25 protein-coding genes and 1 tRNA gene are annotated in these 24,474 nt (G+C 73.4%); 17 read left to right on the top strand and 9 right to left on the bottom strand.

Annotation, left to right across the window (positions count from 1 at the left end; genetic code table 11):
- Positions 1-182 precede the first annotated feature (182 nt).
- Positions 183-1,010, top strand: a complete 828-nt coding sequence (locus ADK60_RS31230) for a GntR family transcriptional regulator (protein ID WP_052709022.1) — start codon at positions 183-185, stop codon at positions 1,008-1,010.
- Between the two features lie 10 nt (positions 1,011-1,020).
- Here ADK60_RS31230 and ADK60_RS31235 read toward each other — a convergent pair whose 3' ends face one another.
- Positions 1,021-1,668, bottom strand: coding sequence for a TetR family transcriptional regulator (locus ADK60_RS31235; RefSeq protein ID WP_053650377.1), 648 nt, complete (start codon positions 1,666-1,668; stop codon positions 1,021-1,023).
- A 281-nt stretch (positions 1,669-1,949) separates the two neighbouring features.
- On the opposite strand from ADK60_RS31235, the gene ADK60_RS31240 reads away from it, so the two are divergent.
- The 7 genes from ADK60_RS31240 (at position 1,950) to ADK60_RS31270 (ending at position 9,366) form a co-directional block, all read left to right on the top strand.
- On the top strand, positions 1,950-3,518 hold the full coding sequence (locus ADK60_RS31240) for an ABC transporter substrate-binding protein (RefSeq protein ID WP_053650378.1): 1,569 nt from the start codon (positions 1,950-1,952) through the stop codon (positions 3,516-3,518).
- The gene (locus tag ADK60_RS31245; protein WP_053650379.1) at positions 3,515-4,528 is read left to right on the top strand and encodes an ABC transporter permease; all 1,014 of its coding nucleotides are present in this window, start codon (positions 3,515-3,517) and stop codon (positions 4,526-4,528) included. The genes ADK60_RS31240 and ADK60_RS31245 overlap by 4 nt, the downstream gene beginning before the upstream one ends.
- Positions 4,515-5,378 carry an ABC transporter permease gene (locus tag ADK60_RS31250; protein WP_053650380.1) on the top strand — a complete coding sequence of 288 codons (864 nt, stop codon included), beginning with the start codon at positions 4,515-4,517 and terminating at the stop codon, positions 5,376-5,378. Before ADK60_RS31245 ends, ADK60_RS31250 begins: the two co-directional genes overlap by 14 nt.
- Positions 5,375-6,427: an ABC transporter ATP-binding protein gene (locus tag ADK60_RS31255; protein ID WP_053650381.1), complete on the top strand. Its 1,053-nt coding sequence runs from the start codon at positions 5,375-5,377 to the stop codon at positions 6,425-6,427. The genes ADK60_RS31250 and ADK60_RS31255 overlap by 4 nt, the downstream gene beginning before the upstream one ends.
- On the top strand, positions 6,424-7,458 hold the full coding sequence (locus tag ADK60_RS31260; protein ID WP_063783313.1) for an ABC transporter ATP-binding protein: 1,035 nt from the start codon (positions 6,424-6,426) through the stop codon (positions 7,456-7,458). The genes ADK60_RS31255 and ADK60_RS31260 overlap by 4 nt, the downstream gene beginning before the upstream one ends.
- 135 nt (positions 7,459-7,593) lie before the next feature.
- Positions 7,594-8,724 (top strand): PucR family transcriptional regulator, encoded by a 1,131-nt coding sequence (locus tag ADK60_RS31265; RefSeq protein WP_079008835.1) that lies wholly within the window; start codon positions 7,594-7,596, stop codon positions 8,722-8,724.
- A gap of 228 nt (positions 8,725-8,952) precedes the next feature.
- Positions 8,953-9,366 carry a hypothetical protein gene (locus ADK60_RS31270; protein WP_159400668.1) on the top strand — a complete coding sequence of 138 codons (414 nt, stop codon included), beginning with the start codon at positions 8,953-8,955 and terminating at the stop codon, positions 9,364-9,366.
- 27 nt (positions 9,367-9,393) lie between these two features.
- On the opposite strand, the gene ADK60_RS31275 is transcribed toward ADK60_RS31270, so the two are convergent.
- Complete coding sequence (locus ADK60_RS31275) at positions 9,394-11,037, bottom strand: 4Fe-4S binding protein (RefSeq protein ID WP_053650383.1); 1,644 nt, start codon at positions 11,035-11,037, stop codon at positions 9,394-9,396.
- A 74-nt stretch (positions 11,038-11,111) separates the two neighbouring features.
- Complete coding sequence (locus tag ADK60_RS31280) at positions 11,112-12,050, bottom strand: AurF N-oxygenase family protein (RefSeq protein ID WP_053650384.1); 939 nt, start codon at positions 12,048-12,050, stop codon at positions 11,112-11,114.
- Positions 12,051-12,303: 253 nt separating this feature from the next.
- Between ADK60_RS31280 and ADK60_RS31285 the strand changes: the two genes are divergently transcribed.
- Together ADK60_RS31285 and ADK60_RS31290 are read left to right on the top strand one after the other, a co-directional pair.
- Entirely contained in the window at positions 12,304-14,883 is a 2,580-nt protein-coding gene (locus ADK60_RS31285; RefSeq protein WP_053650385.1) for a SpoIIE family protein phosphatase, read from the top strand.
- Between the two features lie 161 nt (positions 14,884-15,044).
- Positions 15,045-15,281, top strand: a complete 237-nt coding sequence (locus tag ADK60_RS31290) for a chaplin (RefSeq protein WP_053650386.1) — start codon at positions 15,045-15,047, stop codon at positions 15,279-15,281.
- Between the two features lie 78 nt (positions 15,282-15,359).
- On the opposite strand, the gene ADK60_RS31295 is transcribed toward ADK60_RS31290, so the two are convergent.
- Positions 15,360-16,709 (bottom strand): glycoside hydrolase family 18 protein, encoded by a 1,350-nt coding sequence (locus ADK60_RS31295; RefSeq protein ID WP_045939714.1) that lies wholly within the window; start codon positions 16,707-16,709, stop codon positions 15,360-15,362.
- Positions 16,710-16,979: 270 nt separating this feature from the next.
- On the opposite strand from ADK60_RS31295, the gene ADK60_RS31300 reads away from it, so the two are divergent.
- The 6 genes from ADK60_RS31300 to ADK60_RS31325 all read left to right on the top strand — a co-directional run bounded on the left by ADK60_RS31300 (position 16,980) and on the right by ADK60_RS31325 (position 21,665).
- Positions 16,980-17,453, top strand: a complete 474-nt coding sequence (locus ADK60_RS31300) for a carboxymuconolactone decarboxylase family protein (RefSeq protein ID WP_053650387.1) — start codon at positions 16,980-16,982, stop codon at positions 17,451-17,453.
- A 98-nt stretch (positions 17,454-17,551) separates the two neighbouring features.
- A complete protein-coding gene (locus ADK60_RS31305; protein WP_053650388.1) occupies positions 17,552-18,472 on the top strand; it encodes an RNA polymerase sigma-70 factor in 921 nt (306 codons plus the stop codon).
- A 270-nt stretch (positions 18,473-18,742) separates the two neighbouring features.
- A complete protein-coding gene (locus ADK60_RS31310) occupies positions 18,743-19,150 on the top strand; it encodes a hypothetical protein (protein WP_053650389.1) in 408 nt (135 codons plus the stop codon).
- A 135-nt stretch (positions 19,151-19,285) separates the two neighbouring features.
- Positions 19,286-19,846 carry a hypothetical protein gene (locus ADK60_RS31315; RefSeq protein ID WP_053650390.1) on the top strand — a complete coding sequence of 187 codons (561 nt, stop codon included), beginning with the start codon at positions 19,286-19,288 and terminating at the stop codon, positions 19,844-19,846.
- Positions 19,847-20,246: 400 nt separating this feature from the next.
- Positions 20,247-20,954, top strand: coding sequence for a hypothetical protein (locus ADK60_RS44025; protein WP_234371373.1), 708 nt, complete (start codon positions 20,247-20,249; stop codon positions 20,952-20,954).
- Between the two features lie 156 nt (positions 20,955-21,110).
- Positions 21,111-21,665, top strand: a complete 555-nt coding sequence (locus ADK60_RS31325; RefSeq protein WP_159400669.1) for a hypothetical protein — start codon at positions 21,111-21,113, stop codon at positions 21,663-21,665.
- 155 nt (positions 21,666-21,820) lie between these two features.
- Here ADK60_RS31325 and ADK60_RS31330 read toward each other — a convergent pair.
- The 4 genes from ADK60_RS31330 to ADK60_RS47145 form a co-directional block, all read right to left on the bottom strand.
- Positions 21,821-21,904, bottom strand: a tRNA-Leu gene (locus tag ADK60_RS31330).
- A gap of 43 nt (positions 21,905-21,947) precedes the next feature.
- Complete coding sequence (locus ADK60_RS31335) at positions 21,948-22,175, bottom strand: DUF397 domain-containing protein (protein ID WP_053650392.1); 228 nt, start codon at positions 22,173-22,175, stop codon at positions 21,948-21,950.
- 45 nt (positions 22,176-22,220) lie between these two features.
- Positions 22,221-22,361, bottom strand: coding sequence for a DUF397 domain-containing protein (locus ADK60_RS48230; protein ID WP_107094763.1), 141 nt, complete (start codon positions 22,359-22,361; stop codon positions 22,221-22,223).
- The gene (locus ADK60_RS47145; protein WP_063783319.1) at positions 22,318-23,274 is read right to left on the bottom strand and encodes a helix-turn-helix domain-containing protein; all 957 of its coding nucleotides are present in this window, start codon (positions 23,272-23,274) and stop codon (positions 22,318-22,320) included. The genes ADK60_RS48230 and ADK60_RS47145 overlap by 44 nt, the downstream gene beginning before the upstream one ends.
- A gap of 170 nt (positions 23,275-23,444) precedes the next feature.
- Here ADK60_RS47145 and ADK60_RS41260 point away from each other — a divergent pair, with 170 nt between their 5' ends.
- On the top strand, positions 23,445-23,918 hold the full coding sequence (locus ADK60_RS41260; protein ID WP_063783314.1) for an ATP-binding protein: 474 nt from the start codon (positions 23,445-23,447) through the stop codon (positions 23,916-23,918).
- Between the two features lie 3 nt (positions 23,919-23,921).
- Here the strand turns inward: ADK60_RS41260 and ADK60_RS31350 are convergent, their stop codons facing one another.
- On the bottom strand, positions 23,922-24,422 hold the full coding sequence (locus tag ADK60_RS31350) for a cupin domain-containing protein (protein ID WP_045939719.1): 501 nt from the start codon (positions 24,420-24,422) through the stop codon (positions 23,922-23,924).
- Positions 24,423-24,474 lie beyond the last annotated feature (52 nt).

Genomic DNA, 24,474 nt, shown 5'->3' on the forward strand with positions numbered 1-24,474 from the left:
CTCTCGGTGGGGGCGGTCTGGGGGAACAGGACGGGCAGAGGAAGGGGGAACGTCATGGTGGGCGAGACATCTAGACGTCTAGATGTCTACCTGGCGGATCGGGGCCGGGGCAAGCGGCGCCGGGGTGAACTTCCGGACAACCCCGGACGGAAGCCGCCCTCCGGCTCCGTAGGATCGGGCGCGTGGCAACGCACCGAAGCGACACCCCGCTGTACCGCCGGCTGGCCCGGCAGCTCCAGGAGCGCATCGACGCCGGGACGTACCCGGCGGGCTCCCGGCTGCCCAGCGAGCCGGAGCTGAGCGCCGACTTCGGCGTCAACCGGCTGACCGTCCGGCAGGCGGTGGCGGAGCTGGAGCGGGCCGCGGTGCTGGAGATCCGCCGGGGCGTGGGGACCTTCGTCCGCCCGCCGGCGGTACGGGTCTCGATCACCGTCGACCCCCGCAGCCAGCGGTTCGACCTCGGCAGCGTCCACCGCGCCCTGCCGCTGGACACCCCCCTGCCGGAGGGGGCGGCGGGCACCGTCGAGGGCGACGGCGAGTCCGTGGTGGCGGCGCCGGCCGTCGGCGGCTCGGCCGAGGACGACGAGGCGGCCCGGCAACTTGGCCGCAGCACCGGGGAGTTGTCCCGGGTGGACACGGTGATCCGGATCGGCGGCCGGCCCCGGGTGGCGAACAGCTACTGGGTGCCGACCCGGCCGCTGCCGGCCGAACTGCTGCGGCCGGGACGACCGGGGAACATGGTGCTCGCCCTGGCCGGGGCGGCCGGGGTGGAGCTGGAGTACGACTGGCGGGCGTTCGGCGCGATCGGCGCGGACCTCGCGGACGCCGAGCTGCTCGGGGTGCCGCCGGGCACCCCGCTGCTGGTCCGCGAGGGCGTCAGCTGCACGCCGGACGGCACGCCCGCGCTGTACCTGCGGCGGCGGATCGACGGCAGCAGCGCGCGGTTCGTGCTGCACTACCGCGAGCCCGGCGGAACGGACGGCGCGGGCGGGTCCGGGCCCGCCCGGTAGCGGGGCGCGCTCACCCCGCGGGCCCGGCCGAGGACGGGGCTTCCGGCTCCGGCCCCGCGAGCGGCCCGAGCAGCTGCCGGAACGCCACCGCCCAGTCCGCCAACGGCCGCCCCTCCTCGCCGTTGACCACGTGCCGCCGGGTCATCCCCGCCAGCAGCGCCGCCAGCGCCTGCGGCCGCAGGTCGGCGGCCACGTCCACACCCAGCCGGTCGGCCGCGATCGCCGCCGCCCGCTGCGAGAACGTGTCGATCATGATCAGCGCGAAGTCGTGCACACTGCGGATCCCGATGAACCGGCGCCGCAGCGCCCGGCGCCGCACGGTGTGCTCGGCCGATTCCTCCAACTGACCGTCGGTGGTGGCCCCGGCGTGCTCGAAGGCCTCCCAGATCCCGAGTCCGGGCGGCGCGGCGGCGAAGGCGTCCAGGACCGCGAGCCCGAAGTCCATGCCGAAGAGCAGGGCCTCCTTGCACTCGTAGTACCGGAAGAAGGTGCGGTGGGCGACGTCCGCACGCCGGCAGATCTGGTCCACCGTGGTGCTCTCGAAGCCCTGCTCCTCGAAGAGGTCGAGCCCCGCCGTACGGATCGCCTGCCGGGTCCGCGCGCGCTTGCGGTCGCGCAGTCCGGGCTCCGCCGCGGTGTCCGTCCGCTGCCCCTGCATCCTGCTCGCTCCTCGTCAACTGGTCTGCCGCTAGCGGCCGTAGTCGTACGGAATCACGCCCGGAGCGGCCGCTCAAGCCGAGCGCGAAGTCGTCGTCAGCTCGTCATGTGAAGTTTGCAGAACTGCCAATTGGCAGTTGTGCCACTTCCAAAAGCTGGGCTCCGGCGGCGACCGCTCCGGTCGGGACCGCCCACCTTCCCCTCACTTCCCCCCTCGCTTTCCCCTTCGCTCTCCCCTTCGCCCGGCCCCTCCCCCGCCCCCACCGAACCCCACGAGGAACCATGAAGCGGCACACGCACGTTCTGGCATCCGCGGTCTGCACGGCGGCCCTCGCCCTCACCGCCGTCGCCTGCTCCGCCTCCGACGACACCCTCTCCGGCGGCAGCGCGACCGGCTCCACGCCCAAGGACGACGGCCCCGCCGTCGACGGCGGCACCCTGCGCATCGGCCTCGACCGGCCGTTCACCAAGCTCGACCCGGCCGACAGCGGGCTCACCTCGATGCCGATGATGATCCTGGCCAACGCGCTCTACGACCCGCTGATGGCCAACGCCGACAACGGCGCCGTCCAGCCCCACCTGGCCAAGTCCTTCACCCCGAACGCCGACGCCACCGCCTGGACGCTGGAGCTGCCCGAGGGCGTCACCTTCAGCGACGGCAAGCCGCTGGACGCGCAGGCCGTCGTCGACCACGTCAACCGGCTCGCCAAGCCCGAGGCCAAGTGCGGCTGCGCCGTCGACGCCGCCACCATCGGCGCCATGACGGTGAACTCCCCGACCTCGGTCGGCTTCGCCCTCAAGGCCCCGAACGCCGCCTTCCCCAACCTGTTCACCCGCTCCCTCGGCTACATCTCCGAGGCGCCCGCCGGAGCCGACACCCCCGCCGTCGGCTCCGGCCCGTACACGGTGGAGAGCGTGCAGCCCGGCGTCTCCGCCACCCTGGTGCGCAACCCCGCCTACCGGGGCCCCAAGGGCCACGCCGACAAGCTCGTCTACAAGGTGCTGCCGGACACCGACAGCCGCTACCAGTCGCTGCGCTCCGGCGACGCCGACCTCGTCTGGACCGAGACCCCCGCGCAGTACAAGCAGGCCGCCGGCGACGGGCTGCGCGCCGCGACCGGCCCCGGCTCGACCTCCACCGTGCTGTTCAACACCAAGGCCGCCCCCTTCGACGACCCGAAGGTCCGCAAGGCGCTCCAGTACGCCGTGGACCGCGCCGCCGTCGAGCGGGTCGTCCACCTCGACCAGGGCAAGGTCGCGGACGGCCCGATCGGCTCCACCTCGCCCTACCGGGGCACCACCGGCACCGGCTACCCCGCGCACGACGCCGCCCGGGCCAAGGCCCTGCTCGCCGAGGCCGGCCACGCCGACCTCGCCTTCGACTACCTGGTCGACAGCCGGCCCGAGGCCCAGCAGCGGGCCACCGTGCTCCAGCAGATGTTCGCCGAGGCGGGCGTCCGGATGACCATCAAGCCGCTGGACCAGGCGGGCCTCGGCACCGCGATGTACCAGCGCCAGTTCCAGGTGATGGACTTCGTCACGAGCATGTTCGGCGACACCGACACCGCCCTGACCGGCCTCTTCCTGCCCGACTCCCCCTACAACTTCACCGGCTGGAACAACCCGAAGGCCGCACAGGCGATCACCGCCGGGCACGGCACCGTCGACCCGGCCCAGCGGGCCCGCGCCTACCAGGAGGCCGCGCAGGAGATCGTCGCCGACGCCCCGGTGCTCTTCCTGACCGAGAACCCGGTCGGCTTCCTGGCCTCCGCCAAGCTCGGCGGACTGCCCGACGTCTCCAAGCGGACCGTGGTCAGCGTCTCCCCCGCCGTGCTGTGGGTGAAGAAGTGACGCCTGCCCACGCACCTGCCCCGACCACACCGGCACCCGCCCTGGCGCCCGCTCTCCGGACCGCCGGGCGCGTCGCCGGGCGGTCCGGACGGGCCGCCTCGGTCCTGCTGCTGGTCACCCTCTCGGCCCTCGCCCTGCCCCACCTGATGCCCGGCTCCCCCGCCCTCGCCGCACTCGGCCCCACCGCCACGCCCGAACAGGTCGCCGCGTACGAGGCCCGGCTCGGCCTCGACGACAACGTGCTCGCCGCCGCCTGGCGCTGGCTCGGCGACGCCCTGCACGGCGACCTCGGCCACTCGCTGTCCACCGGCGCCGCCGTCACCGCCGAACTCTCCGACCGGATCCCGGTCACCCTCGAACTCTTCGTCGCCGCCCAGCTGGTGGCACTCGGCCTGGCCCTGCCGGTGGCCCTGTACTCGGCCTGGCGGCCGGGCGGCGCGGTCGACCGGATCGCCACCGCCGGCGCGTTCGTCTGGCTCGCCGTGCCCGGCTTCGTGCTCGGCCTGGTGCTGATCTGGCTCGCCGCCGTCCAACTGCGGATCCTGCCCGCCACCGGCTGGACGCCGTTCACCGAGGACCCGCTGGACAACCTGCGCCACCTGGTACTGCCCGCGCTCACCCTCGGCCTCACCGAGGCGGCCGTGTTCACCCGCACCCTGCGCGGCCAGCTGATCGACACCCTCGACCAGACCTACGTGGCCGCCGCCCGCAGCCGCGGCATGGGCACGGTGCGGCTGCTGCTGCGGCGCGCGCTGCGGCCCTCCTCGCTGCCGCTGGTCACCCTGGTCGGGATCGGCATCGGGATGTCGCTCGGCGGCTCCGTGCTGGTCGAGTCGCTGTTCGCGGTGCCGGGCGTCGGCACCCTGGCGGCCACCGCGATCGCCGGGCGCGACTTCCCGGTGGTGCAGGCCGTGGTGGTGGTCAGCGCCGTCGGCGTGGTGGCGGCCACCGTCGCCGTGGACCTGCTGTACCGCACCATCGACCCGAGGATCGCCGATGAGCGTCGCTGAGACCGCCCCCAACGCTCTGCCCGCCGCGGTCCGCCGCCGGACCGCCGTCCGCCGCCCGGCCCCCGGGGTGCTGGCCGCCGGGGCCTGGCTGGCGCTGGTCGCGCTCGCCGCCCTGCTGCTCCCGCTGCTGCCCGGGTTCGACCCGCTGCACGGCGACTTCGCCCACCCCGCCGCCGCCCCCGGCCCCGGCCACTGGCTGGGCACCGACGCCGCCGGGCGGGACGTCCTGCAACGGACCGTGGCCGGCGCCCGCGCCTCCTTCGCCGTCGCCGGGCTGACCATCACCGTCGGCCTGCTCGGCGGCGGGGCGCTCGGCCTGGCGGCGGGCTGGTTCCGGGGCCCGGTGGACAAGGTGATCGGCTTCGCCACCGACCTGCTGATGTCGGTGCCCTCGCTGATCCTGGTGATGATCACGGTCGCGCTGCGCGGCCCGAGCCTGACCGTGATCGGCAGCCTGATCGGCCTGTTCACCGTGCCGCACTTCACCCGGGTGGTGCGCGCCGTCGTCCTGTCGCTCAGCGAGCGCGGCTTCGTCCAGGCCGCCCGGATGATCGGCACCGCGCCGCTGCGCATCCTGCGCCGCGAGGTGGTCCCGCACGTCGCGCCGGTCGCGCTCACCTTCGCGTTCACCGCCACCACGGTCGCGATCGTCGCCGAGGGCTCGCTCAGCTTCCTCGGCTTCGGCCTGCGCCCGCCGGAGCCGTCCTGGGGCGGCATCATCGCCGAGGGCCGGACCACCCTCGGCAGCGCGCCGTGGATCTCGCTCGCCCCCGCGGCCGTACTCTGCCTGACCGTCCTCGCCCTCAACTACCTGGGCGAGCAGCTGCGTTCGAAGGGAGGCCGGGGATGACCGGCCCGGTCCTGGAAGTCCGCTCGCTGGACACCGCCCTGCACACCCCCGACGGCCGGACCCTGCACGTCCTGCACGGCATCGACCTCAGCATCGACGCCGGGGAGTGCCTCGGCGTGGTCGGCGAGTCCGGCTCCGGCAAGTCCGTGCTGGCCCGCACCGTGCTCGGCGTCCACCCCCGCACCACCCGGGCCACCGCCACCGGGCGGATCCTGCTCAACGGCGAGGACCTGCTCACCGCCGCCCCGCGCCGGCGCGCCGAACTCCTCGGCACCGGCGTGGCCATGGTCCACCAGGACCCGATGACCTCGCTCAACCCGGTGGTCCGGATCGCCGACCAGGTCACCGAGTCGCTCACCAACCGGCGCCGGATGCGGCGCCGGGACCGGCTGCGCACCGCCGCCGAACTGCTCGCCGCCGTCGACGTGCCCGACCCGGCCCGGCGCGCCCGCGCCTACCCGCACGAGCTGTCCGGCGGGCTGCGGCAGCGGGTCGGCATCGCCGCCGCCCTGGCCGGCTCCCCCGCCCTGCTGCTCGCCGACGAGCCCACCACCGCGCTCGACGTCACCGTCCAGCGCACCGTCCTCGACCTGCTCGACCGGCACCGCGGGACCCGCGGCCTCGCCACCCTGCTCATCACCCACGACATCGGCCTGCTGTACGGCCGGGCCCGGCGGATCGCCGTCATGTACGGCGGGCGGATCGTCGAGACGGGGCCCACCGAGGCCGTCACCGAGGCACCCGCCCACCCGTACACCGCCGCGCTGCTGCGCTCGGTACCGAGGGTCACCGGGCCGCTGCGCCGCGTCCTGCCCGCCGTGGCCGGCTCGCCGCCGGACCTCTCCCGACCGGCCGTCGGCTGCCCGTTCGCGCCGCGCTGCGAGCGCGCCGAGGCGGTCTGCTCGACGGAGGCGCCCCCGCTCCACCGGGCCGGCGACGGCCACACGGCCGCCTGCCACTTCCCGCTCGCACCGTCGGCCGTGTCCGCTTCGGCGGCCGGGTCCGGGTCCGGGTCCGTGTCCGTGCCGAAGGCCCAGGAGACCGTATGACCCCCCTCGTCCCCACCCCCGAACCCTCCCCCGTCGTGCTGCGGGCCACCGGGCTCTCGGTGGTCCACCGCACCCGCTCCGGCCCGCTGCACGCCGTCAGCGAGGTCGACCTGACCCTGCGCGAACGCCGCACCCTCGCCCTGGTCGGCGAGTCCGGCTCCGGCAAGAGCAGCATCGCCAAGGCCCTGCTCCGGCTGCCCCCGCCCACCGCCGGCACCGTCACCGTGGACGGCACCGACCTGGCCGCCCTCGCCCCCCGCGCGCTGCGGGCCCTGCGGCCCCGGCTGCAGATGGTGTTCCAGGACCCGGTCTCCTCGCTCAACCCGCGCCGCACCGTCCGCGACCTCGTCGCCGAACCGCTCGACGCCCACCCGGACCCGGCGGTGGACCGCGCCGCCGCGGTCGAACGCCAGCTGGAGGCGGTCGGGCTGCCGCTCGCCCTGTTCGGCGACCGCCGGCCCGCCCAGCTCTCCGGCGGCCAGGCGCAGCGGGTCGCCATCGCCCGGGCGCTGGCGGCCGAGCCCCGGGTCCTGATCGCCGACGAGGCCGTCTCCGCGCTCGACGTCTCGGCCCAGGCCACCGTGCTCAACCTGCTGCGCCGGCTCACCGAGGAACGGGGTCTGGCAAGCCTGTTCATCTCGCACGACCTCGGCGTGGTCCGCGCGGTCAGTGACGACGTCGCGGTGCTCCAGCTCGGCCGGCTCTGCGAGCAGGGCCCCACCGAGGAGGTGCTCGCCGCCCCCGCCCACCCCTACACGGCCGCGCTGCTCGCCGCCGTCCCCGAACCGGGGCGGCCGCTCGGCGACACCGGGCTGCTCCCCGCCGACCCGCCCTCGCCGCTCGACCCGCCGTCCGGCTGCCGGTTCCGCACCCGCTGCCCGTTCGCCGACGAGCGGTGCGCGCGGGAGGTGCCGGAGCTGCGCGAGGTGGCGCCGGGGCGGACCGTCGCCTGCCACCGGCCGCTGCTGCCGGTCGCCGGGACTGGCTCCTCCGCCCACGACGGAGAGGCTGCCGGACTGCTGACCCGATAACATGCCCGGGCTGGGTGGCCGGCCGACCGGCCCGCGGCCCGGCGGTCCGGCCGACCGGCGGAGAGGCCGATCGGCCGACCGGTCGGCCCGCCGGACGGCCGCACCACACCCACGGGCCGGGGCGGACACGACACCATGACGGCGGCCAACGGAACCGGCACCCCCGGCACCCCCGACATCCCCGGCAAGCTCGCCGGCCACTGCCTGTCCCTGTTCACCGAGGTCTCCCGCACCGGCCGCCTGCTCCGCCGCGCCGAACTGGAGCGGCTGCGCGACCTCGGCGAGCGCGCCGCCGAAGCCGGCCACGGACTGCGCGACCTCGTCGGCGTCTGCCTCGGCGCCACCCGCGCGTCCTGGCAGACCTTCCCCGGCCTCACCGCCGTCACCGCCGCCGAACTCCGGCGCACCGGCGACGCCGTGCTCGCCGCCACCCAGGCCGCGCTGGGCGCCGTCGCCGAGGGCCACGAACGCGCCCAGCGGATGGCCGTCCGCCAGGAGGAGGCCAACCGGCGGGAACTCGTCAACGACCTGCTGCACGGCCGCACCGACCTCGGCCGGCTCGCCGAACGCGCCGAACGCTTCGGCCTGCGGCTCGCCGCCGGCTACACCGTCGCCGTGGCCGTCGGCGCCGAGCCCTACCTGGAGGGCGCGCCCACGCCGCACCGGGTCCTGCGCGAACTGACCGGCCGCTACGACGACCGCACCCTGCTGCTGGCCGTCCGCGACGGGCGGCTGGTCTGCATCGCCTCCGACGGCGAACAGGCCGTCCTCACCGCCTTCACCGACCTCGCCCTGCGCCCCGGCCCCGGCTACCCGCCGGCCCTGCGGGTGGCCACCGGCCGCCGCTACGGCGGCACCGGCGGCATCGTCCGCAGCTACGAGGAGGCGCTCGCCACGCTGGAGTACGCGGAGCGGCTCGGCCTGCCCGCGGCCCGGCTGCGGGCCGAGGAACTGCTGGTCTTCCCGGTGCTGATGCGGGACCGGGAAGCCATGGCCGACCTGGTGCGGACCGTGCTCGGTCCGCTCACGGCCGCGCGCGGCGGCGCCCGTCCGCTGCTGGAGACCATCACCGTCCAGGCCGAGGCCGGGTACGTGAACGCGGAGACCGCCCGGCGGCTCGGACTGAGCGTGCGCGCCCTCGGCTACCGGCTGGAACGCATCCGCGACCTCACCGGCTACGACCCGGCGGAGGCCCTGCACCGGTACACCCTGGAGACCGCCGTGATGGGCGCACGACTGCTCGACTGGCCGGACCAGCCGTTGTGACTCCTTCCGTTCGGACGTTTCGCACGGCCCCGCGTTGCTTGCGTTTTCCGGATATTTTCAGGGTGTCAAAGCAGCGTCAAGATTGCCGGATCCTGGCAGTGTGCGGACGCCTGCACGCCTGACAGGATCACTGCGGCGCACGGGGGATCCGGCGCTGCAGGAAGAGTCTGGGGGGCGGGGCGGTTGCGGGGGAACTTCAGAGCCGCGCCTGGCTTCCCGACTCTGGTGGTGACCGCTGAGTACTGGATGCTGGCCCTGCTCAGCGGCCTTGGCGCCGACGTCGTGTCCGGGGGACACGACGTCGGCCACGCCACCAGGACCCGGAACGGGGGGTGCGGCGCCGATCCCCATGTCGACGCCGTGCCCGGGGTTCTTCCCGACGAGCTCCCCGGCGACCTGCTCGCTTCCGAACCCTTCCCCCTGGTCGGCCGCTCCTGCTTCGTCCTCCCGGGCGACGCCACCGCCACCGGCGGCTGGGCGGAAGTGACCACGGACGACGGCTCGCCGCTCCTCATCGCGGTCCGCACCCCGCCCGGCGACCCCACCGTCCCGGCCGGCCGCACCGCCCTCCTCCACGCCCACGACCCGGCCACCGACAGCTACCTGATCACGCCGCTGGACCTGAGCAGCCTCTTCAGCTGACGGGCAGTTCGGCGGCCCTTCCCCCCGTCAGCGGCGGGCCGCTGCCAGGAGGGCGGGGACGGTGGGGAGTTTGACGCGGGGGCGGCCGGTGGCTTCGCCGTGGGCGCGTTCGGCGCGGTCGATGGCGCGGAGCTGGCGCAGGCCGAGAGCGTCGGGGCGGCGGGTGCGGACCAGGCGGTCGAAGGTCCTGCGGTCGCCGGCCGGGTGGGGCAGGGTGCCCGCGACGGCGTCGTCCAGGAGGGCGTGCACGGTTTCCTCGGCGCAGGCGCGGTTGGCGCCGATGCCGCCGGAGGGGCCGCGCTTGGCCCAGCCGACGAGGTAGGTGCCGGGCAGCGGTCGGCCGGTCGCCGGGTCGAGGACGCGGCCGCCCCGGTGCGGGACGCTCGCGGTGGCCTCGTCGAAGGGCAGGCCGGGGAGCGGGACGCCGCGGTGGCCGATGGAGCGGACCACCAGGGCGGTGCGCAGGGGTTCGTCGTCGCCGGTCAGCCGGACGGCCTCGACCCGTTCGCCGCCCAGGAGTTCGACGGGCGCGGCGTGGAAGCGGAGTACGATCCGGCGGCCCGGCCGGGGCGGGGCGGCGCCGTCCAGGCGTTCCAGCGGGAGGCCGGCCAGCAGAGCCGCGGCGGAGCCCTCGGGTGCGGCGGCGAGGGCCGCGCGGACCTCGGGCCGGTCGTCCACGACGACCTCGACGCCCGGGAGCCGGGTGAGGGCGAGGAACTCCGGGGTGGTCCAGGCGGCGTGCTCGGGCCCGCGCCGGGCGGTCAGGACGACCTCGCGGAGCGGGCTGCGGCGCAGGGCGGCGAGGGCGTGGTCGGCGATGTCGGTGGCGGCGAGCCGGTCGGGGTCGGTGAGCAGGATCCGGGCGATGTCGATCGCGACATTGCCGTTGCCGATCACCACGGCCCGTTCGGCGCCGGGGCCGGTGCCGGCACCGAGGGCGACCGCGTCGCCCGGCACGGTGGGTTCGGCGTTGTACCAGCGGACGAAGGTGGTGGCGGGCAGGCTGCCGGGGAGGTCCTCGCCGGGCACGTCGAGCCGGCGGTCGGCGGCGGCCCCGACCGCGTACACCACCGCGTGGTGGTGGGCGGCGAGTTCGGCGTGGTCGAGGTCGGTGCCGACCTCGACGTTGAGGTGGACCCGCAGCCGGGGGTCGTGGAAGACGGAGGCGAAGCTCTCGGCGATCCGTTTGGTCGACTGGTGGTCGGGGGCGACCCCGTGCCGCAGCAGTCCGCCGGCCACGGGCAGCCGGTCGAGCATGGTGACCTCGGCGCCGGTGGTGCGCAGCAGGGCCTGCGCGGTGTAGCTCGCGGACGGCCCGGTGCCGACGACGGCGACCCGCAGCGGGCCGGTCCCGAGGTCGAGGCCGGTGGGCAGGCTGCGCGGGAAGACGGGCGCACCCCAGGCGTGGTCGGTGGGGTGGTCGCGGTACCAGTCGCGGTTGAGGTCTCCGTAGACGGCGTCGGGGCCCGCCAGCCGGTCGACCGGGAAGATCGCGTCGACCGGGCAGGCGTCGGCGCAGGCGCCGCAGTCGATGCAGGCGGCCGGGTCGATGTAGAGCAGGTCGGTGCGGCCGAAGTCGGGCTCGTCGGGGGTGGGGTGGATGCAGTTGACCGGGCAGACGGACACGCAGGAGGCGTCGTTGCAGCAGGTCCGGGTGATCGCGTAGGCCATGGCGGGGGTGGGGTTCCTCGCTGGGTGGGTTCGGCGTGCGGGGTACGGGGCGCGGGGTACGGGGCGTGCGGCGCTCAGAGCATGTGGATGCGGCGGTAGAGCTTGGTGGACGGGCCGGTGAGCAGGCCGTTCTCGGCGAGGAAGGCCATCAGGTGGCGGCTGCTGGTGCGCATCATGGCGCGGCGGTGTTCGCTGGCGCGGACCTCGGCGAGGGCCCGGGCGACGTCCAGGCCGGCGGCCTTGTACACGGACGGGTGAACCATGCTGGTGACGATGACGTAGGCGCCGGCGGCGATGCCGAAGGCGGCGTTGCGGCGGCGGAGGGTGCCGGCCCCGCGCAGCCGTTCGCGGATCTCCTGGCGGGCGAACTTCATGTGCCGGGACTCCTCGACCACATGGATCCGGGACGTCCCGCGGACGATGTCGAGGACGTTCTCGCCGCGCATCCAGTCGCGCTGCATGACGTCCAGCACCTCTTCGGCGACCAGGATGCCGCCGTAGGCGAGTTCGCCCCGGGCGAGGGCCTTGTAGGCGCGCCCGGCCTGGGCGACCAACTGGTTCGGCTTGTACTGGGGGACGCCCATCTTCTCGCAGGCCCGGGCGAACATGATCGAGTGGCGGCACTCGTCGGCGATCTCGGTGAGCGCGAAGCGGAACTCGGCGCTGGCCGGGTCCTTGAGGTACTGGTCGCGCAGCACCATCTGCTGAAGGATCATCTCGAACCAGATGCCGGTGGTCATGATCGAGCCGACCTCGTGGCGGGTGAGCACGACCCGCTGCTCCTCGGTCATCCCGGACCAGAGCGCGGTGCCGTAGAGGGTGCTCCACTCCGGGTTGAGCCCGTAGTGCCCGGGCTCCAGCGGGGCGTCCCAGTCGATCTCGGTGGCCGGGTCGTAGGAGAGGGTCGCGGCGGAGTCGAGCAGCCGCTTGGACACGTCGTCGTCGGCGGCGGTGTGGGTCCGTCCGTGGCCGCCTGGGGTGAGGGTGGGGGTGCGTTCCGCCGAGTGAGCCATGGCTGCCTCCGTCAGGTGCGTGGCCTGCGCGGGGACTCGCCACCGCGGCGTGCGTCCGCGCTTATTGACGGAGATTACAATAAGAGCGGACGCCCGAGAACCCCCCGTGCGCCGCCTCCTGTGCGACACCTCCTGTGCGACGGGGGCCGCCACCGGGGACCGGCGGGAACGGGCGGGAACTGGCGGGCTCGGCGGGCCGGAGGATGATGGAGAGATCGCGGCAGTGACCCCGCGCCGGAGAGGAGCGGACCGGATGAGCACGGCGGACGCCCTGCACCGCGGCCGATCCCCCTTCGTCGACAACGCCGTCGGAGCCCTGCTCGACGCCGACGGCCGCATCGTCCGCTGGACCCCCGAGGCGGCCCGGCTCCTGGGCCTCGACGCCCGGCAGGTCCACGGCCGGCCGGCGCGCGAACTGCTCGCCGACCCCGCGGGGTGGCCGGCGATGTCCGAGCTCACCGAGCGGCAGCGGGCCGAGGGCTGGTCCGGCGAGGCGGTGCTCCGCTCCGACCGGGGCGAACCGCTCGCGGTCGCCTTCCAGGTCCTGCCCCTGGACGCCCCGGCAGCCCCCGAGACCCCCGAGGCCCCGGACGACCCCGGCGCGGCCCGCTACCTGGTGCTCGCCGCCCCCGCCCCGCAGATCGCCCGCTGGCGCCAGGACCAGGCGTTCACCAGCGAGCTGTTCCTCCAGGACCGGGTCGGCCTGGCCGTCTTCGACGAGCGGCTGCGCCTCGTCCGCACCAACACCCATCTGCTCCCCTACAGCGGCCTCCCGCCGGACCTGCGCGGCCGCCGCCTCGGCGACTTCCTCCAGCCGCAGGACGCGGCCGCCGTCGAACGCGGACTGCGCGACGTGCTGCGCACCGGCCGGCCGGTGATCGGCGCGGAGGAGATCGTCCGCACCATCGAGGACCCGTCCGGCGGCGCGGTGATGGCCATCTCGGCGTTCCGGCTGCAGGCCCCGGACGGGCAGGTGATCGGGGTCACCGCGCTGTTCACCGACGTCACCGAACTGCACCGCTCGGGCGAACGGCTCGCCCTGCTGCACCGGGCCACGGCCGCCGTCGGCGGCTCGCTGTCGGTCGGCGGGACGGCGGAGGAGCTGGCCGCCGTCCTCGCGCCGCCCGCCGCCACCCCGACCGGCCCGGGCATCGCGCCCGCGCCCGTCCTGGGTCTCGCCGACCTCGCGGTGGTGGACGTCGCCGAGGCCGTGTTCACCGGCGCGGAGCCCGCTCCCGGGCGGGACGGCCGGGTACTGCTGCGCCGCGCCGCCGTCGCCGTGTCGGCCCCGCCCGGCGAGCCGGCGCAGGGGCCCGGCGGCCCGGTCGCCCCGCCACCGCCCCCGCCGGTCGGGGCGGCCGTCCACGCGCACCCCGACGAGCAGAGCGTGCACACCGACTTCCCCGCCTCGATGGCCGTCCCGCTCCGGGCCGGCGGCAGGCTGCTCGGCCGGGTGGCCGTCCACCGCGCCCCCAACCGGCCGCCGTACCTGCCGGCCGATCTGGAGCTGCTGCGCGAGATCGCCGACCGGGCGGCGCTCGCCCTGGACAACGCCCGCCGCTACGCCCGCGAGCACCGGGCCGCCGTCGGCCTCCAGCGCAGCCTGCTGCCGCCCTCGCAGGCCGAGACCACGGCCGCCTCCACCGCCAGCGTCTACCTGCCCACGGACACGGCGAGCGGGATCGGCGGCGACTGGTTCGACGTGATCCCGCTGTCCTCCGCCCGGGTGGCGCTGGTCGCGGGCGACGTGGTCGGGCACGGCCTCGCCGCCAGCGCCACCATGGGGCGGCTGCGGACGGCGGTGCGGACGCTGGCCGACCTCGACCTGGAGCCGGACGAACTGCTCGTCCACCTGGACGACCTGGTGGCCCAGCTGATGGTGGAGGCGGAGCGCCCGGACGAGGACCAAGACGAGAACGACGAGGACGGGGAGGCGGACGGCCCCGGCGCCGCCTCCCGGCCCCCGGTGGGCCACGGCCTGTGGCTGGACGGGACCGGGGACGGCACGGACGAGCAGCAGACCGTGCCGTTCGGCGCCACCTGCGTCTACGCGGTGTACGACCCGGTGTCGCGGCGCTGCGCGATGGCCTCCGCCGGGCATCCGCCGCCCGCCGTCGCGGCGCCGGACGGCCGGGTGACCTATGTGCCGCTCCGGCCCGGACCGCCGCTCGGTGTGACCGGCCTGCCGTTCGAGGTGACCGAGGTCGAGCTGGAGCCCGGCAGCCTGCTCGCGCTCTACACCGACGGACTGCTGCTGGGGTACGCGGACGACCTGGAGGAGGGCATGCACGCGCTGTCGCACCGGCTGGCCGCCGCGGCCTCCCCTCCGGAGGGTGCCGTCACCCCGGCCGGGGCCTCGCTGCGGCAGCTCGGCCGGGACCTGGTCGCCGACCTGCCGGCCCACCGCCTCACCGACGACGTCACCCTGCTGCTGGCCCGCACCCGCGCGGTACCGGCGGCGGACACCGCCGGCTGGACCCTGGAGGCGGACCCGTCGGCGGTCGCCGGGATCCGCGAGGCCGCCACCGCGCAGCTGCGGCAGTGGGGGCTGGAGGAGCTGGAGTTCACCACCGAGCTGGTGCTCAGCGAGCTGGTCACCAATGCCATCCGGTACGCGGGCGGCCCGGTCGGCGTCCGGCTGATCCGGGCCGAGCGCCTCACCTGCGAGGTGTCCGACCCCAGCGCCACCCAGCCCCGGATGCGCCGGGCCCGCCTCACCGACGAGGGCGGCCGGGGCCTCTACCTGGTCGCCCAGCTCACCACCCGCTGGGGCAGCCGCTACACCCGCCGGGGCAAGACCATCTGGGCCGAGCAGGAGCTCCCGCCGGGCTGACGCCGGGACCGGCCCGGCGCGGGCGACCGACGCCCGGGACCCGCCCGGCGCCACCGGCCGGCGCCGGGACACGCCCGCGTTCCGACCAATCCGGGGGGATCGCGGCTCTCCACCGGTGTGATTGGTGCTCTGATCTGCTGACTCATCCACCAAGGAGAGACATGCGTACTCGCACCGCCCTCGCCGCCGGCGTCCTGGCCGTGGCCGCCCTGCTGGCCGGCGCCGGCACCGCTTCCGCCGACTCCGTCGCCGAGGGTCTGGCCTTCGGTTCCCCGGGCGTGCTTTCCGGCAACCAGATCCAGATCCCGGTCCACATCCCGATCAACATCTGCGGCAACTCGATCGGCGTCATCAGCGCGCTGAGCCCGGCGTTCGGCAACACCTGCGTCAACGCCTGATCCACCGGCCGCACGCAGCACGACGCGGGCCCGTCCCTCCGGGGGACGGGCCCGCGTCCGTGTGCGCCGGGGGCGCGACTACCGGCGGCTCAGGCCCTTGTCGATCGCGGTGATCAGCTCGCCGTTCGGGGTGTCCCCGTCCAGCGACCAGATCATGGCCCCGCCGAGGCCCTCGCGGCGCACGTACTCGGCCTTGGTGCGCAGCACGGTGGCGTCGTCGTACGTCCAGAGCGTGGTGCCGTCGAACAGCCAGGCGTGGCCGTTGCGCTGACCCCGGTACAGCTTGTAGGTGCCGGAGTCGGCGAGCTTCTTCAGCGCCTTGTAGTCCTCGGTCCCGGCCGTCCAGGTCGCCGGGGCGGGCCCGGCGGCCGGCTGGCCGAGGCCGTTGCCGCCGCCCGTGACGCCCGTCCAGCCCTGGCCGTAGAAGGGCAGGCCGGTGACCAGCTTGCGGGCCGGGGCGCCGCGCCGCAGCCAGGCGTCGACGGTCCCGTCCAGGCTGAAGTCGTTGCGCGAGTACAGCGCCGACTGCTGGGCGGTGGTCTTCTCGCCGGAGACGTGGAAGTCGTAGCCCTGGAGGTTGACGAAGTCGAAGTCCCGGATGATCTTCGAGACCTCGAAGCCCGCGTCGATCTTGGCGGGCGCGGTGGGCACGTAGGCGCTCAGCTCGAAGTGCTTGCGGCCCTTCAGCGTCCGGGCGTAGGCGTCCACCTGGGTGCGGAACTCGTGGACCAGCTTGGTGAAGTTCTGCTTGTCCTCCGGGCGGATCCCGTTGCCGGGGGCGCCCTCGGAGCCCGGCCACTCCCAGTCGAGGTCGATGCCGTCGAAGATCCCGGCCGCGGCACCCGCGCCGCCCCGGGCGCCGTCCTTGGGGAGGTTGCCCTTGAGGTAGAGGTCGATGCAGGAGGAGACCAGCGCCTTGCGGCCCGCCTCGGTGCGGACGGCGTCCGAGAAGTACGCCGAACCGCTCCAACCGCCGAGCGAGATCATGACCTTGAGGTCGGGGTGCTTGGCCTTGAGCTCGCGCAGCTGGTTGAAGTTGCCCGCCAGGGCCTGCCCGTCGGTGTCGGCGGTGCCGTTCACCGCCTCCTCCGCGCCGACCGGGCGGACGTAGTCGGCCCACCCGTCGGAACCCGGGCCGCCGATCTGGCAGGTGCCGGCCGAACCGACGTTGCCGAAGGCGTAGTTGATGTGGCTCAGCTTGCCGGCGGTGCCGCTGGTCTCCAGGTCCTTGACGTGGAAGTTGCGGGCGTAGATGCCCCACTGGATGAAGTACCCGACCCGCTTGTAGGCGGCCCCGCCGTGGCGCGCGGAATCGGCCGCCCCGTCGAGGTCGGCGGCCGCGGCCGCCGGGGCGAGCGGGGCCAGCAGCGCCAGGACGGCGACGGTGGCGGCGCCGAAGGTCGAACGGGTGGAGAGTCGGTGACGCATGGTCGAGATCACCCCTAGTGCGGTGAGCCGCACGATCGTGGGAACGGTGGACGGCGCAGGGAGTCCGCAAGGGTGTGCCCGTACCGGGCGGCGACGACTCTCCACGCCAAGGTCTATACCTGTCAACGGACTTCGCAAAGGTTTTGCAAAACGGGCGGGAGCGGGCGAGCACCGAGCGAGTGGCGGGCGTCACACCGGGGCGTGTCACAGGACACGAGGCTGCCCCGTCTCCAGGGGTGAAGCACCGACCACCACGAAGGAGCACACCCCATGGACGCGCGACTGAACTTCTTCACCAACCCGACCGGCGCCAAGTTCATCAAGAGCCTGATGGCCCTGGGCAAGGAGCTCAAGGCCCTGCCGCTGCCCGCCGCCACCCAGGAGTTGGTGGCCCTGCGAGTGAGCCAGATCAACGGCTGCGCCGTCTGCATCGACATGCACACCAAGGACGCGGCGGCCGCCGGGGAGACCGCGGTGCGGACGAACCTGGTCGCGGCCTGGCGGGAGGCCACCGTCTACACCGAGGCCGAGCGGGCCGCCCTGGCCCTCGCCGAGGAGGGCACCCGGGTCGCGGACGGGGCCGGCGGCGTCCCCGACGAGGTCTGGGCGAAGGCCGCCGAGCACTATGACGAGGAGCAGTTGGCGGCCCTGGTGATGCTGATCTCGTTCATGAACCTCGCCAACCGGGCGAACATCATCACCCAGCAGCCGGCCGGCGACTACGTGGCCGGGCAGTTCCACTGACCGCCGCGGGTCCGCCGGCCCCGGGGTGGCGGGCCCGGCCCGGCGGGTCACCGGCATGATCGTTTCGACAGACTCCGTTCGAGGGGAAGGAAGCCGGCGTGAGCAAGGTCGAGGAGTTCGAGGAGCTGCGGCCGCTGCTGTTCTCGATCGCCTACCGGATCCTCGGCAGCGTGGGCGAGGCCGAGGACGCCGTCCAGGAAGCCTGGCTGCGCTTCGACGCCTCGCCGACCCGGCCCGACTCGGTGAAGGCCTTCCTGTCCACCACGGTCACCCGGATCTCGATCGACGTGCTGCGCCTGGCCCGGGTCCGGCGCGAGGCGTACGTGGGCCCGTGGTTCCCCGAGCCGCTGCTCACCGACCCCTACCAGGACCCGGCCCGGGCCGCCGAGCTGGCCGACTCGGTGTCGATGGCGGCGCTCCTGCTACTGGAACGGCTCAGCCCGCTGGAACGCGCCGCGTTCGTGCTGCACGAGGTGTTCGGCTACGGCTACAACGAGGTCGCCGAGTCGGTGGGCCGCTCCGAGGCGGCCTGCCGGCAGCTCGTGACACGCGCCCGGCGGCACATGCGGGAGGGGCGGCCGCGCTTCGAGGCCGAGCGCAAGGAGCGGGACGAACTCGCGGCGCGCTTCTTCGAGGCCCTGCGCGAGGGCGACATGGCCGGGCTGCAGGAACTGCTCGCGGCCGACGTGTCGATGGTCGGCGACGGCGGCGGCAAGACCCCGCAGCTCGCCCGGGCCGTCGCCGGTGCCGCGAACGTCGCGAGGCTGCTGGCCGCGATCGTCCCGCTGATGGCGCGGATCGACGTGACCTTCGAGGTCCACCAGGTCAACGGCCGGCCCGGCGCCGTCTTCCGCGACCGCGAGGGGCGGGTGCTGACCGTCCTGGTCCTCGACGTCCTGGACGGCCGGATCCAGGGCGTCCGCTCGGTGACCAACCCCGACAAGCTCACCCACCTCGGCCCGGTCGCCGACGCCTGGGCCGTCCACGAGCAGCTCAAGCACGCCCGCCGCGCCCACTGAGGCGGCGCCGGAGCAACAGACCGGACGCAACTCCGCCTTGGGGAGCGGGAATTACAGTAGCCGCCACCGCCCGCCGCTGTCGGTGACCAGCCTGGCCCAGCGGGCCGAGACTTCGGATTCGCGCCATCGAGGGACCGAATCCGGTACTCCTGCCGGGAGTTCGGGCCGACCAGGGGTGGAAGCGCGGGCCCGTGGAAGCATGTGCCATGTGCAGCGTGACATGACACAAGAGGGCTGCGGCTCCTCCTGTCCTCGAAGGAGAGAACTCTGATGAAGCGTTTCGTCGCGGTCCTCGCGGCCGGTGCCGCGCTGTCCGGGCTCGGCATCGCGGGGGCCGGCCAGGCCTCCGCCCGGCCCACCGGCACGACCACCTGCGGCTACGGCATCGGGGCCCAGGTCTGCCTGACGATCGACGGCCGCCTCGCGTCCGCCACCGGCTCGGCGTCGTCGACCGGAGGGCCCGCGCAGGTCGCCTCGTTCGTACTGGAACTCCGCACCACCGGCGGCTCGATCCTGGAGCGCGAGGACCTCGGCGCCGTCGTGCCGCCCGGCGGAATCACGGTCGGCCCGGTGGTGAGCACCGTCCCGTGCGGCACCGGGATCACCGCCACCTTCACCACCACCAGGACGGGCCGACCGCCGGCCACCGCCACGGTCACGGTGCCCGCCGTCTGCTGAACGCGCCCGCCGCGGGCACCCTCCGGCGGAAGCATCCACATCGGCGCGGACGACACGAGCACGGCCGGTCGGATCCTCGGATCCGACCGGCCGTGCTCCGCAATCGGCGGGGCCCCACCCTTCAGAGGAGCGAAAATGGACCCCGATCGGCTCCACATCTCCTATGCCATGCGGCAGTTCGCCGACGAGACGTGGACCGGGCGTGCGGAGCGGTGGACAGCGAAGTTCTACGTTCCCAACGAGAAGATCGGTACTGCCGAGATCACCCGTGTCATCCCGGGCGTCACACCGAACCCCCGTGCCGCCCTGGAGGACGACCCCGGCCTCCTCGACCGCATCCCCCGGGTGGTCTTCGGCGAGGACGGCAGCCTTGCCCCGGCAGTGTCCGCACTGAGTCCTGTGCTGCTGCTCCTGCTGGAGTCCGTCCGTGTCTCGGAACCGTGGCGCGGCAAGGGAGTCGGGATGCGCCTGACCGTCACCGCGCTGCGGCGCCTGGCTGTCCCCGGCACGGTGGCCGTGTGCTATCCGGCACCGATTCACGATCACGGACCGGACGAACCGTGCTCGTACGCGTCCGACGATCCGGAGGTGCGGCGGCCGGACGAGGAAGCGATGGAGAAGCTTCGGCGCGCGTGGGAGCGGCACGACTTCCGGCCCATCGGTGAGGGCGTGTACGCCCGGAGGATCGAACCGTGAGCGGCAGCCGGCCGACGGCGGCTTCCCGGGCCTGATGCCCTCCCCGGCCAAGGTAGATCAGTTCCCAGCAGTGGGCGGGTGAGTTGGCCGCCGTTGGGCCTCGTGGGTTGCCCTGTCGGTCGAGTGACGGAGATGGCCGGGCGCCAGGAGGCGGGACGACCGGGCCCTGACGGGCCTGGCCGTCGCGCACTTCGTTCCTTCTCCGGGTCAGTCGCTGTCTTCTTCAAGTCGACCTGAGTACGGGTACTCAGGTCAGCACCCGCTGGTGCTCTCGACAATGGGCCGGGCACCTGCCGAGAGATCGTGGCATGTGTTCATCCACCGGTGTGCGGTGGCCCCGACGACAGAGAAGGACGCGATGAGCTGGAAGAGGTGCAAGGAGGTGGCAGGAGTGCTGCTGATGCTGCCCTTGCTGGCGATCAGCAAAGCGAGCTCACGCGGACCGTCGGACAGGAAGCTGCGCAAGCACGCCACCTCACCCGAGGCAGAGTCCCGCAGGACGGTGGCGCAGGAGAGGATTCACGACCTCACCGCGCGACTGTCCGCCGTCGAGGGCCTGGAGCACGTGATGACCACCTTCACGGACTCCTGCAGCAGGCCGTATCACGCCTCGGTCTTCGAAGCACGGCCCACGGACGTGCTTCGGTGCGAAATGCGCTCTGTCTCCTACTTCGGGGTCCTGGGCGACATCACCGACGTCCTGGCCCGGATCCGCGAGGCCGACATCGCGGCCTGGGGGCCGCGGGACCGGCAAGGGCAGGACCTGCCGCACGCAAGAGGGACGATCACCTACGCGATCGACTACCACCGCAACCATGGACGGTTCCCCGATGGCGGCACGATGGCCACGCCGGTACTCGGAACCTCAGTGCTGGAGATCGATTGGGACCGGTTGGACTTCCCGCTCGTGAATCGGATCGAGGAGGCGGACCTGCCGGACCCGGAAGCCGCTGGTGGCGGAATCTACCGGCGCTGCTCGACCGTCCCACAGGCAGCAATGAGCGTGACGGAGGCCAGAGCCCACTACGGCACCGTCCTGAGGTTCGTCGCCAGCTCAACGAATACCTCTACGCGGGAGTACTACCACGCCGTTCCCCGAGGAAGCTGACCCACCGGCACCGTTCGTTCTGGTCCCCGTGATGCGGTCATTGGCGGCAGGGGCTCCGGATGTCCGGGTGTTCAGGTGTTCGGGTGCGTTCGATCATGGCCGGTTTCCGGGACGCGGGGCAGACGGGCGGGGCGGGGCTGCCTACGCTGGGCGACCATGCCTATCCCCGCCTCGGCGATGAGGCGTGTACGCCTCGTCGTCGCACTTACGTTGTTCCTCACCCTGCTGGGCTTCGGCCGGCAGGCCTTCGCCGCCGCGGATCCCCCGCCGCCGAGCTTCGCGATCACCGTCGACCGGTCGACCGTCGTCCCGGGCGAGGCCGCCGCGGTGTCCGTCACGTTCACCAACCGCGAGGCCACCCCCGTGAGTTTCCTCTTCGCGACGGTGACCGCCTCCGACACCGGCCCGGTGGGATCCACCGGGCTGGCCAGGGACTTCTCCGGCTGCGTCGGCGCCAGTTGGTGCGACACCTGGCAGACGTCCTACCTCCGCTACAACCTGACCGCGCCCGCGGTGCCCGTCGCGCCGGGGGACAGCCGGACCGTGACTCTGTCCTTCCGCTACGCCCCGGGCGTGGACTGCACGTTGGGCGCCGGCGTGCGCTTCTTCGTGTACTACTTCTACTACGAGCACGGCCAGGGCAGCTACCAGGGCGCCGAGGACTCCAGCCCGGCCGCCGCGACCAGGCTGGTGTGCCCGCCCGCCTCGTAGTGACGCCTGCCGGGTGCTCCGGGCCGCCCGTTCCGGGGGGACACCTCAGCAGCAGAGACGCCGATCGCCCCTCACGGTGCCGTGAGGGGCGATCGGTAGGTCCAGAAACTGGAACGGCCGGTCGGATCCGAGGATCCGACCGGCCGTTCGCTGTGTGCGCGAGGGGGGAGTTGAACCCCCACGCCCTTTCGGGCACTGGAACCTGAATCCAGCGCGTCTGCCTATTCCGCCACCCGCGCAACTGGGTGATGGGTAAATAGTAGCCCATACCCAGGGGTGGTTCTAACCAACCGGGAGCGACCCGTCCCGGAGGGCGGAGAGGAAGGAACCCCAGGCGGCGGCGGGGAAGAGGAGGACCGGCCCGGAGGGGTCCTTGGAGTCACGCACCGGGACGATGGCGGGGGAAGGGGACCCGAGGGCCACCTCGATGCACTCGCCGCCGTTGTTCCCGCTGTAGCTGCTCTTTCGCCAGGCGGTCGCCCTGACGTTCTCCATGCTGAACTCCTTCATCGCATCGATGATCAGGGCGCAGGCAGCCCATCCCCAAGGGCGGCCCTAGCCGAACGGGATCGCCCCGTCCCGGAGGGCGGAGACGAAGGAGGACCAGGCGGCGGAGGGGAAGAGGAGGACCGGCCCGGAGGGGTCCTTGGAGTCACGCACCGGAACGACGTCGGGGGATGGCAACACGAGGGCCACCTCGACGCACTCTCCCCCGTGGTCCGCGCTGTAGCTGCTCTTGCGCCAGGCGGTCGCCCTGAGATCGACGCTCTTCATGCCGGTACTCCTCCATCGCGTCGGCGATCAGCGCCCGAGAGTCGCTCACCGAGAGTACGTTCCCGCGCAGCAGATCATAGTCACGGCGATGCTCCGAGACGACCGACGGAGCATCGCTGAAGTGCCCGCGATAGAGGCTCTCCGAGTAGAGCCACTCGTTTCCATCAGGCATCTCCAGCAGGAACATTGAGGTGGCAGGGCGTCTAGTCGGCATGCAGCCGAAGGGCGCGATCTGGATGCAGATGTTGGAACGCTCGCCAACCTCCAGCAGGTGTTCCATCTGGCACCCCATCACTCCCGGACCGCCGACAACACTGCGGATCACGCTCTCGTCCAGCACGGCGATGTGCAGTGGACCATCGGATCCGAGCAGCCGCTTCTGCCGGCCCATGCGGGCTGTCACACGGTCATGGAGCAACACCGGATTGTCTCTGTCGGCCCCCATACGAAACAACGCATGCGCGTAGTCCGCGCACTGCAACAGGCCATTGACTCGCGCGTATTGATACACCCGGATCGCCAACGCCTCGGCCTCCAGATCCACATACTTCTGGAACCAGTCCGGATGCTCCACGTCGGCCTGCCAGTCCACCCGCTTCCAGAGCAGATAGAGCATCCCGCCCGTCTTCAGGATCTCGTCGCAGGCCATGACCGAATCGATGGGCATCGGCCGATGACCACCCTCGTACCGCGTCACCACGGTGCGGTCACAGTGCAGGAGCTTCCCCAACGCCTCCTGCGTGAGGCCCGCCTGCTCCCTGGCGAACCGCAACGCCTCCCCGAACAGCTTCGCCGGGCTCGCCGTCGGCCCCGCATCTGCCTTCCGATGTGACACGTCCGTCACCCCTCTTGTGCCATGGCCCGCTGCACCACGAATCGGCAGTCACCGTACCCAGAGACCGGCGATGATTGACACCGGAACGCAGTTATTCGCTTGCACAGCGTGAATATCGCGCCCCATTCGCGAGCCTGTTCCACTCCCCCCTCTCCCCCGGAGGCTTCGCCATGCCCTCTCTCCGTACCGTCCGCCGGCCCCGCGAGTTCGCCGCCCGGCTCCCCTCGCAGGACGACTCCGCCCCCCTCGCCCGGTCGTTCCTCCGCGCCTACCTCGCGGGCCTGCCCCGCGGCGAACGCTATTCCGACATCGGCGAGTTGCTGCTCGGCGAACTCGTCACCAACGCCGTCCGGCACTCCGACGCGCCACCGGACCGCCTGGTCGAGGTCCGGTTCGCCGTCGTCGCCGACCGGCTGCGGCTCGAAGTGCACGACGCGGGCAGCGGGTTGCCCGCCCTGCGCCCTTCCCCCGGTCCCGAGGAGGAGTGCGGACGCGGCCTCCTCCTCGTGGACGAACTTGCCGAGCGCTGGGGCTGTTGCCCCCGCGCCGGCGGGATCGGCAAGTTCGTCTGGGTGCTGATCTCCCCCGCCCCGGGGTTCACCGAGTTGGTCTTCGGCCGGTCGCCGAGACTCGTCACGGTCTGAGCGTCACTTCCCGGCCGCGGCCTCCAGGGTGGCGCGCCACAGCGGGCTGTCGACATAGTGGTTGTCGTAGAGCTCCGAGGAGTCCTTGATCTCCTGCGGGCTGGCCTCGCCCCGCATCACCCGGCCGAGCAGGCGCAGGTAGTCGAAGCGCGGCATGCCCGGGGTGAAGACGAACAGCACGTCGGCCTCGGAACCGGGAGCGGCCGCGAAGGCGTGCGGGGTGTGCGGCGGGACAAGCAGGAAGTCGCCGCTCTCCAGGGTCTCGACCTTCTCGTCCAGCAGGACCTGGAGCTTGCCGCCGATGACGAAGAACAGCTCGGAGGCCCGGGTGTGGAAGTGCGCCGGGGCGCCGACCGCACCCTTGGCGAAGGTGGACCGGTAGCTGGTGACCGGGCTGCCGTCGGTGCCGTGGTCGGCGAGCAGGGTCATCACGCTGCTCGGGTCGCTGGTGGTCTCGGCGGTGGCGGCGCGGGTCAGGATGGGCTTGATCGGGCTGGCGTTCATGGTGGGTTCTCCCCGTCTCGGGCGGCTCCGGCTCCCCTGCCGTCGCCTTGTG

Source organism: Streptomyces sp. XY431 (assembly GCF_001279805.1).
GTDB classification, from domain to species: domain Bacteria; phylum Actinomycetota; class Actinomycetes; order Streptomycetales; family Streptomycetaceae; genus Kitasatospora; species Kitasatospora purpeofusca.

Bases quoted from the DNA above. Each gene is read 5' to 3' on its own strand.
- ADK60_RS31235 (WP_053650377.1), bottom strand. From the start codon at position 1,668: ATGCAGGGGCAGCGGACGGACACCGCGGCGGAGCCCGGACTGCGCGAC.
- ADK60_RS31240 (WP_053650378.1), top strand. From the start codon at position 1,950: ATGAAGCGGCACACGCACGTTCTGGCATCCGCGGTCTGCACGGCGGCC.
- ADK60_RS31250 (WP_053650380.1), top strand. From the start codon at position 4,515: ATGAGCGTCGCTGAGACCGCCCCCAACGCTCTGCCCGCCGCGGTCCGC.
- ADK60_RS31255 (WP_053650381.1), top strand. From the start codon at position 5,375: ATGACCGGCCCGGTCCTGGAAGTCCGCTCGCTGGACACCGCCCTGCAC.
- ADK60_RS31260 (WP_063783313.1), top strand. From the start codon at position 6,424: ATGACCCCCCTCGTCCCCACCCCCGAACCCTCCCCCGTCGTGCTGCGG.
- ADK60_RS31265 (WP_079008835.1), top strand. From the start codon at position 7,594: ATGACGGCGGCCAACGGAACCGGCACCCCCGGCACCCCCGACATCCCC.
- ADK60_RS31275 (WP_053650383.1), bottom strand. From the start codon at position 11,037: ATGGCCTACGCGATCACCCGGACCTGCTGCAACGACGCCTCCTGCGTG.
- ADK60_RS31280 (WP_053650384.1), bottom strand. From the start codon at position 12,050: ATGGCTCACTCGGCGGAACGCACCCCCACCCTCACCCCAGGCGGCCAC.
- ADK60_RS31285 (WP_053650385.1), top strand. From the start codon at position 12,304: ATGAGCACGGCGGACGCCCTGCACCGCGGCCGATCCCCCTTCGTCGAC.
- ADK60_RS31290 (WP_053650386.1), top strand. From the start codon at position 15,045: ATGCGTACTCGCACCGCCCTCGCCGCCGGCGTCCTGGCCGTGGCCGCC.
- ADK60_RS31295 (WP_045939714.1), bottom strand. From the start codon at position 16,709: ATGCGTCACCGACTCTCCACCCGTTCGACCTTCGGCGCCGCCACCGTC.
- ADK60_RS31300 (WP_053650387.1), top strand. From the start codon at position 16,980: ATGGACGCGCGACTGAACTTCTTCACCAACCCGACCGGCGCCAAGTTC.
- ADK60_RS31310 (WP_053650389.1), top strand. From the start codon at position 18,743: ATGAAGCGTTTCGTCGCGGTCCTCGCGGCCGGTGCCGCGCTGTCCGGG.
- ADK60_RS31315 (WP_053650390.1), top strand. From the start codon at position 19,286: ATGGACCCCGATCGGCTCCACATCTCCTATGCCATGCGGCAGTTCGCC.
- ADK60_RS44025 (WP_234371373.1), top strand. From the start codon at position 20,247: ATGCTGCCCTTGCTGGCGATCAGCAAAGCGAGCTCACGCGGACCGTCG.
- ADK60_RS31325 (WP_159400669.1), top strand. From the start codon at position 21,111: ATGCCTATCCCCGCCTCGGCGATGAGGCGTGTACGCCTCGTCGTCGCA.
- ADK60_RS31335 (WP_053650392.1), bottom strand. From the start codon at position 22,175: ATGAAGGAGTTCAGCATGGAGAACGTCAGGGCGACCGCCTGGCGAAAG.
- ADK60_RS41260 (WP_063783314.1), top strand. From the start codon at position 23,445: ATGCCCTCTCTCCGTACCGTCCGCCGGCCCCGCGAGTTCGCCGCCCGG.
- ADK60_RS31350 (WP_045939719.1), bottom strand. From the start codon at position 24,422: ATGAACGCCAGCCCGATCAAGCCCATCCTGACCCGCGCCGCCACCGCC.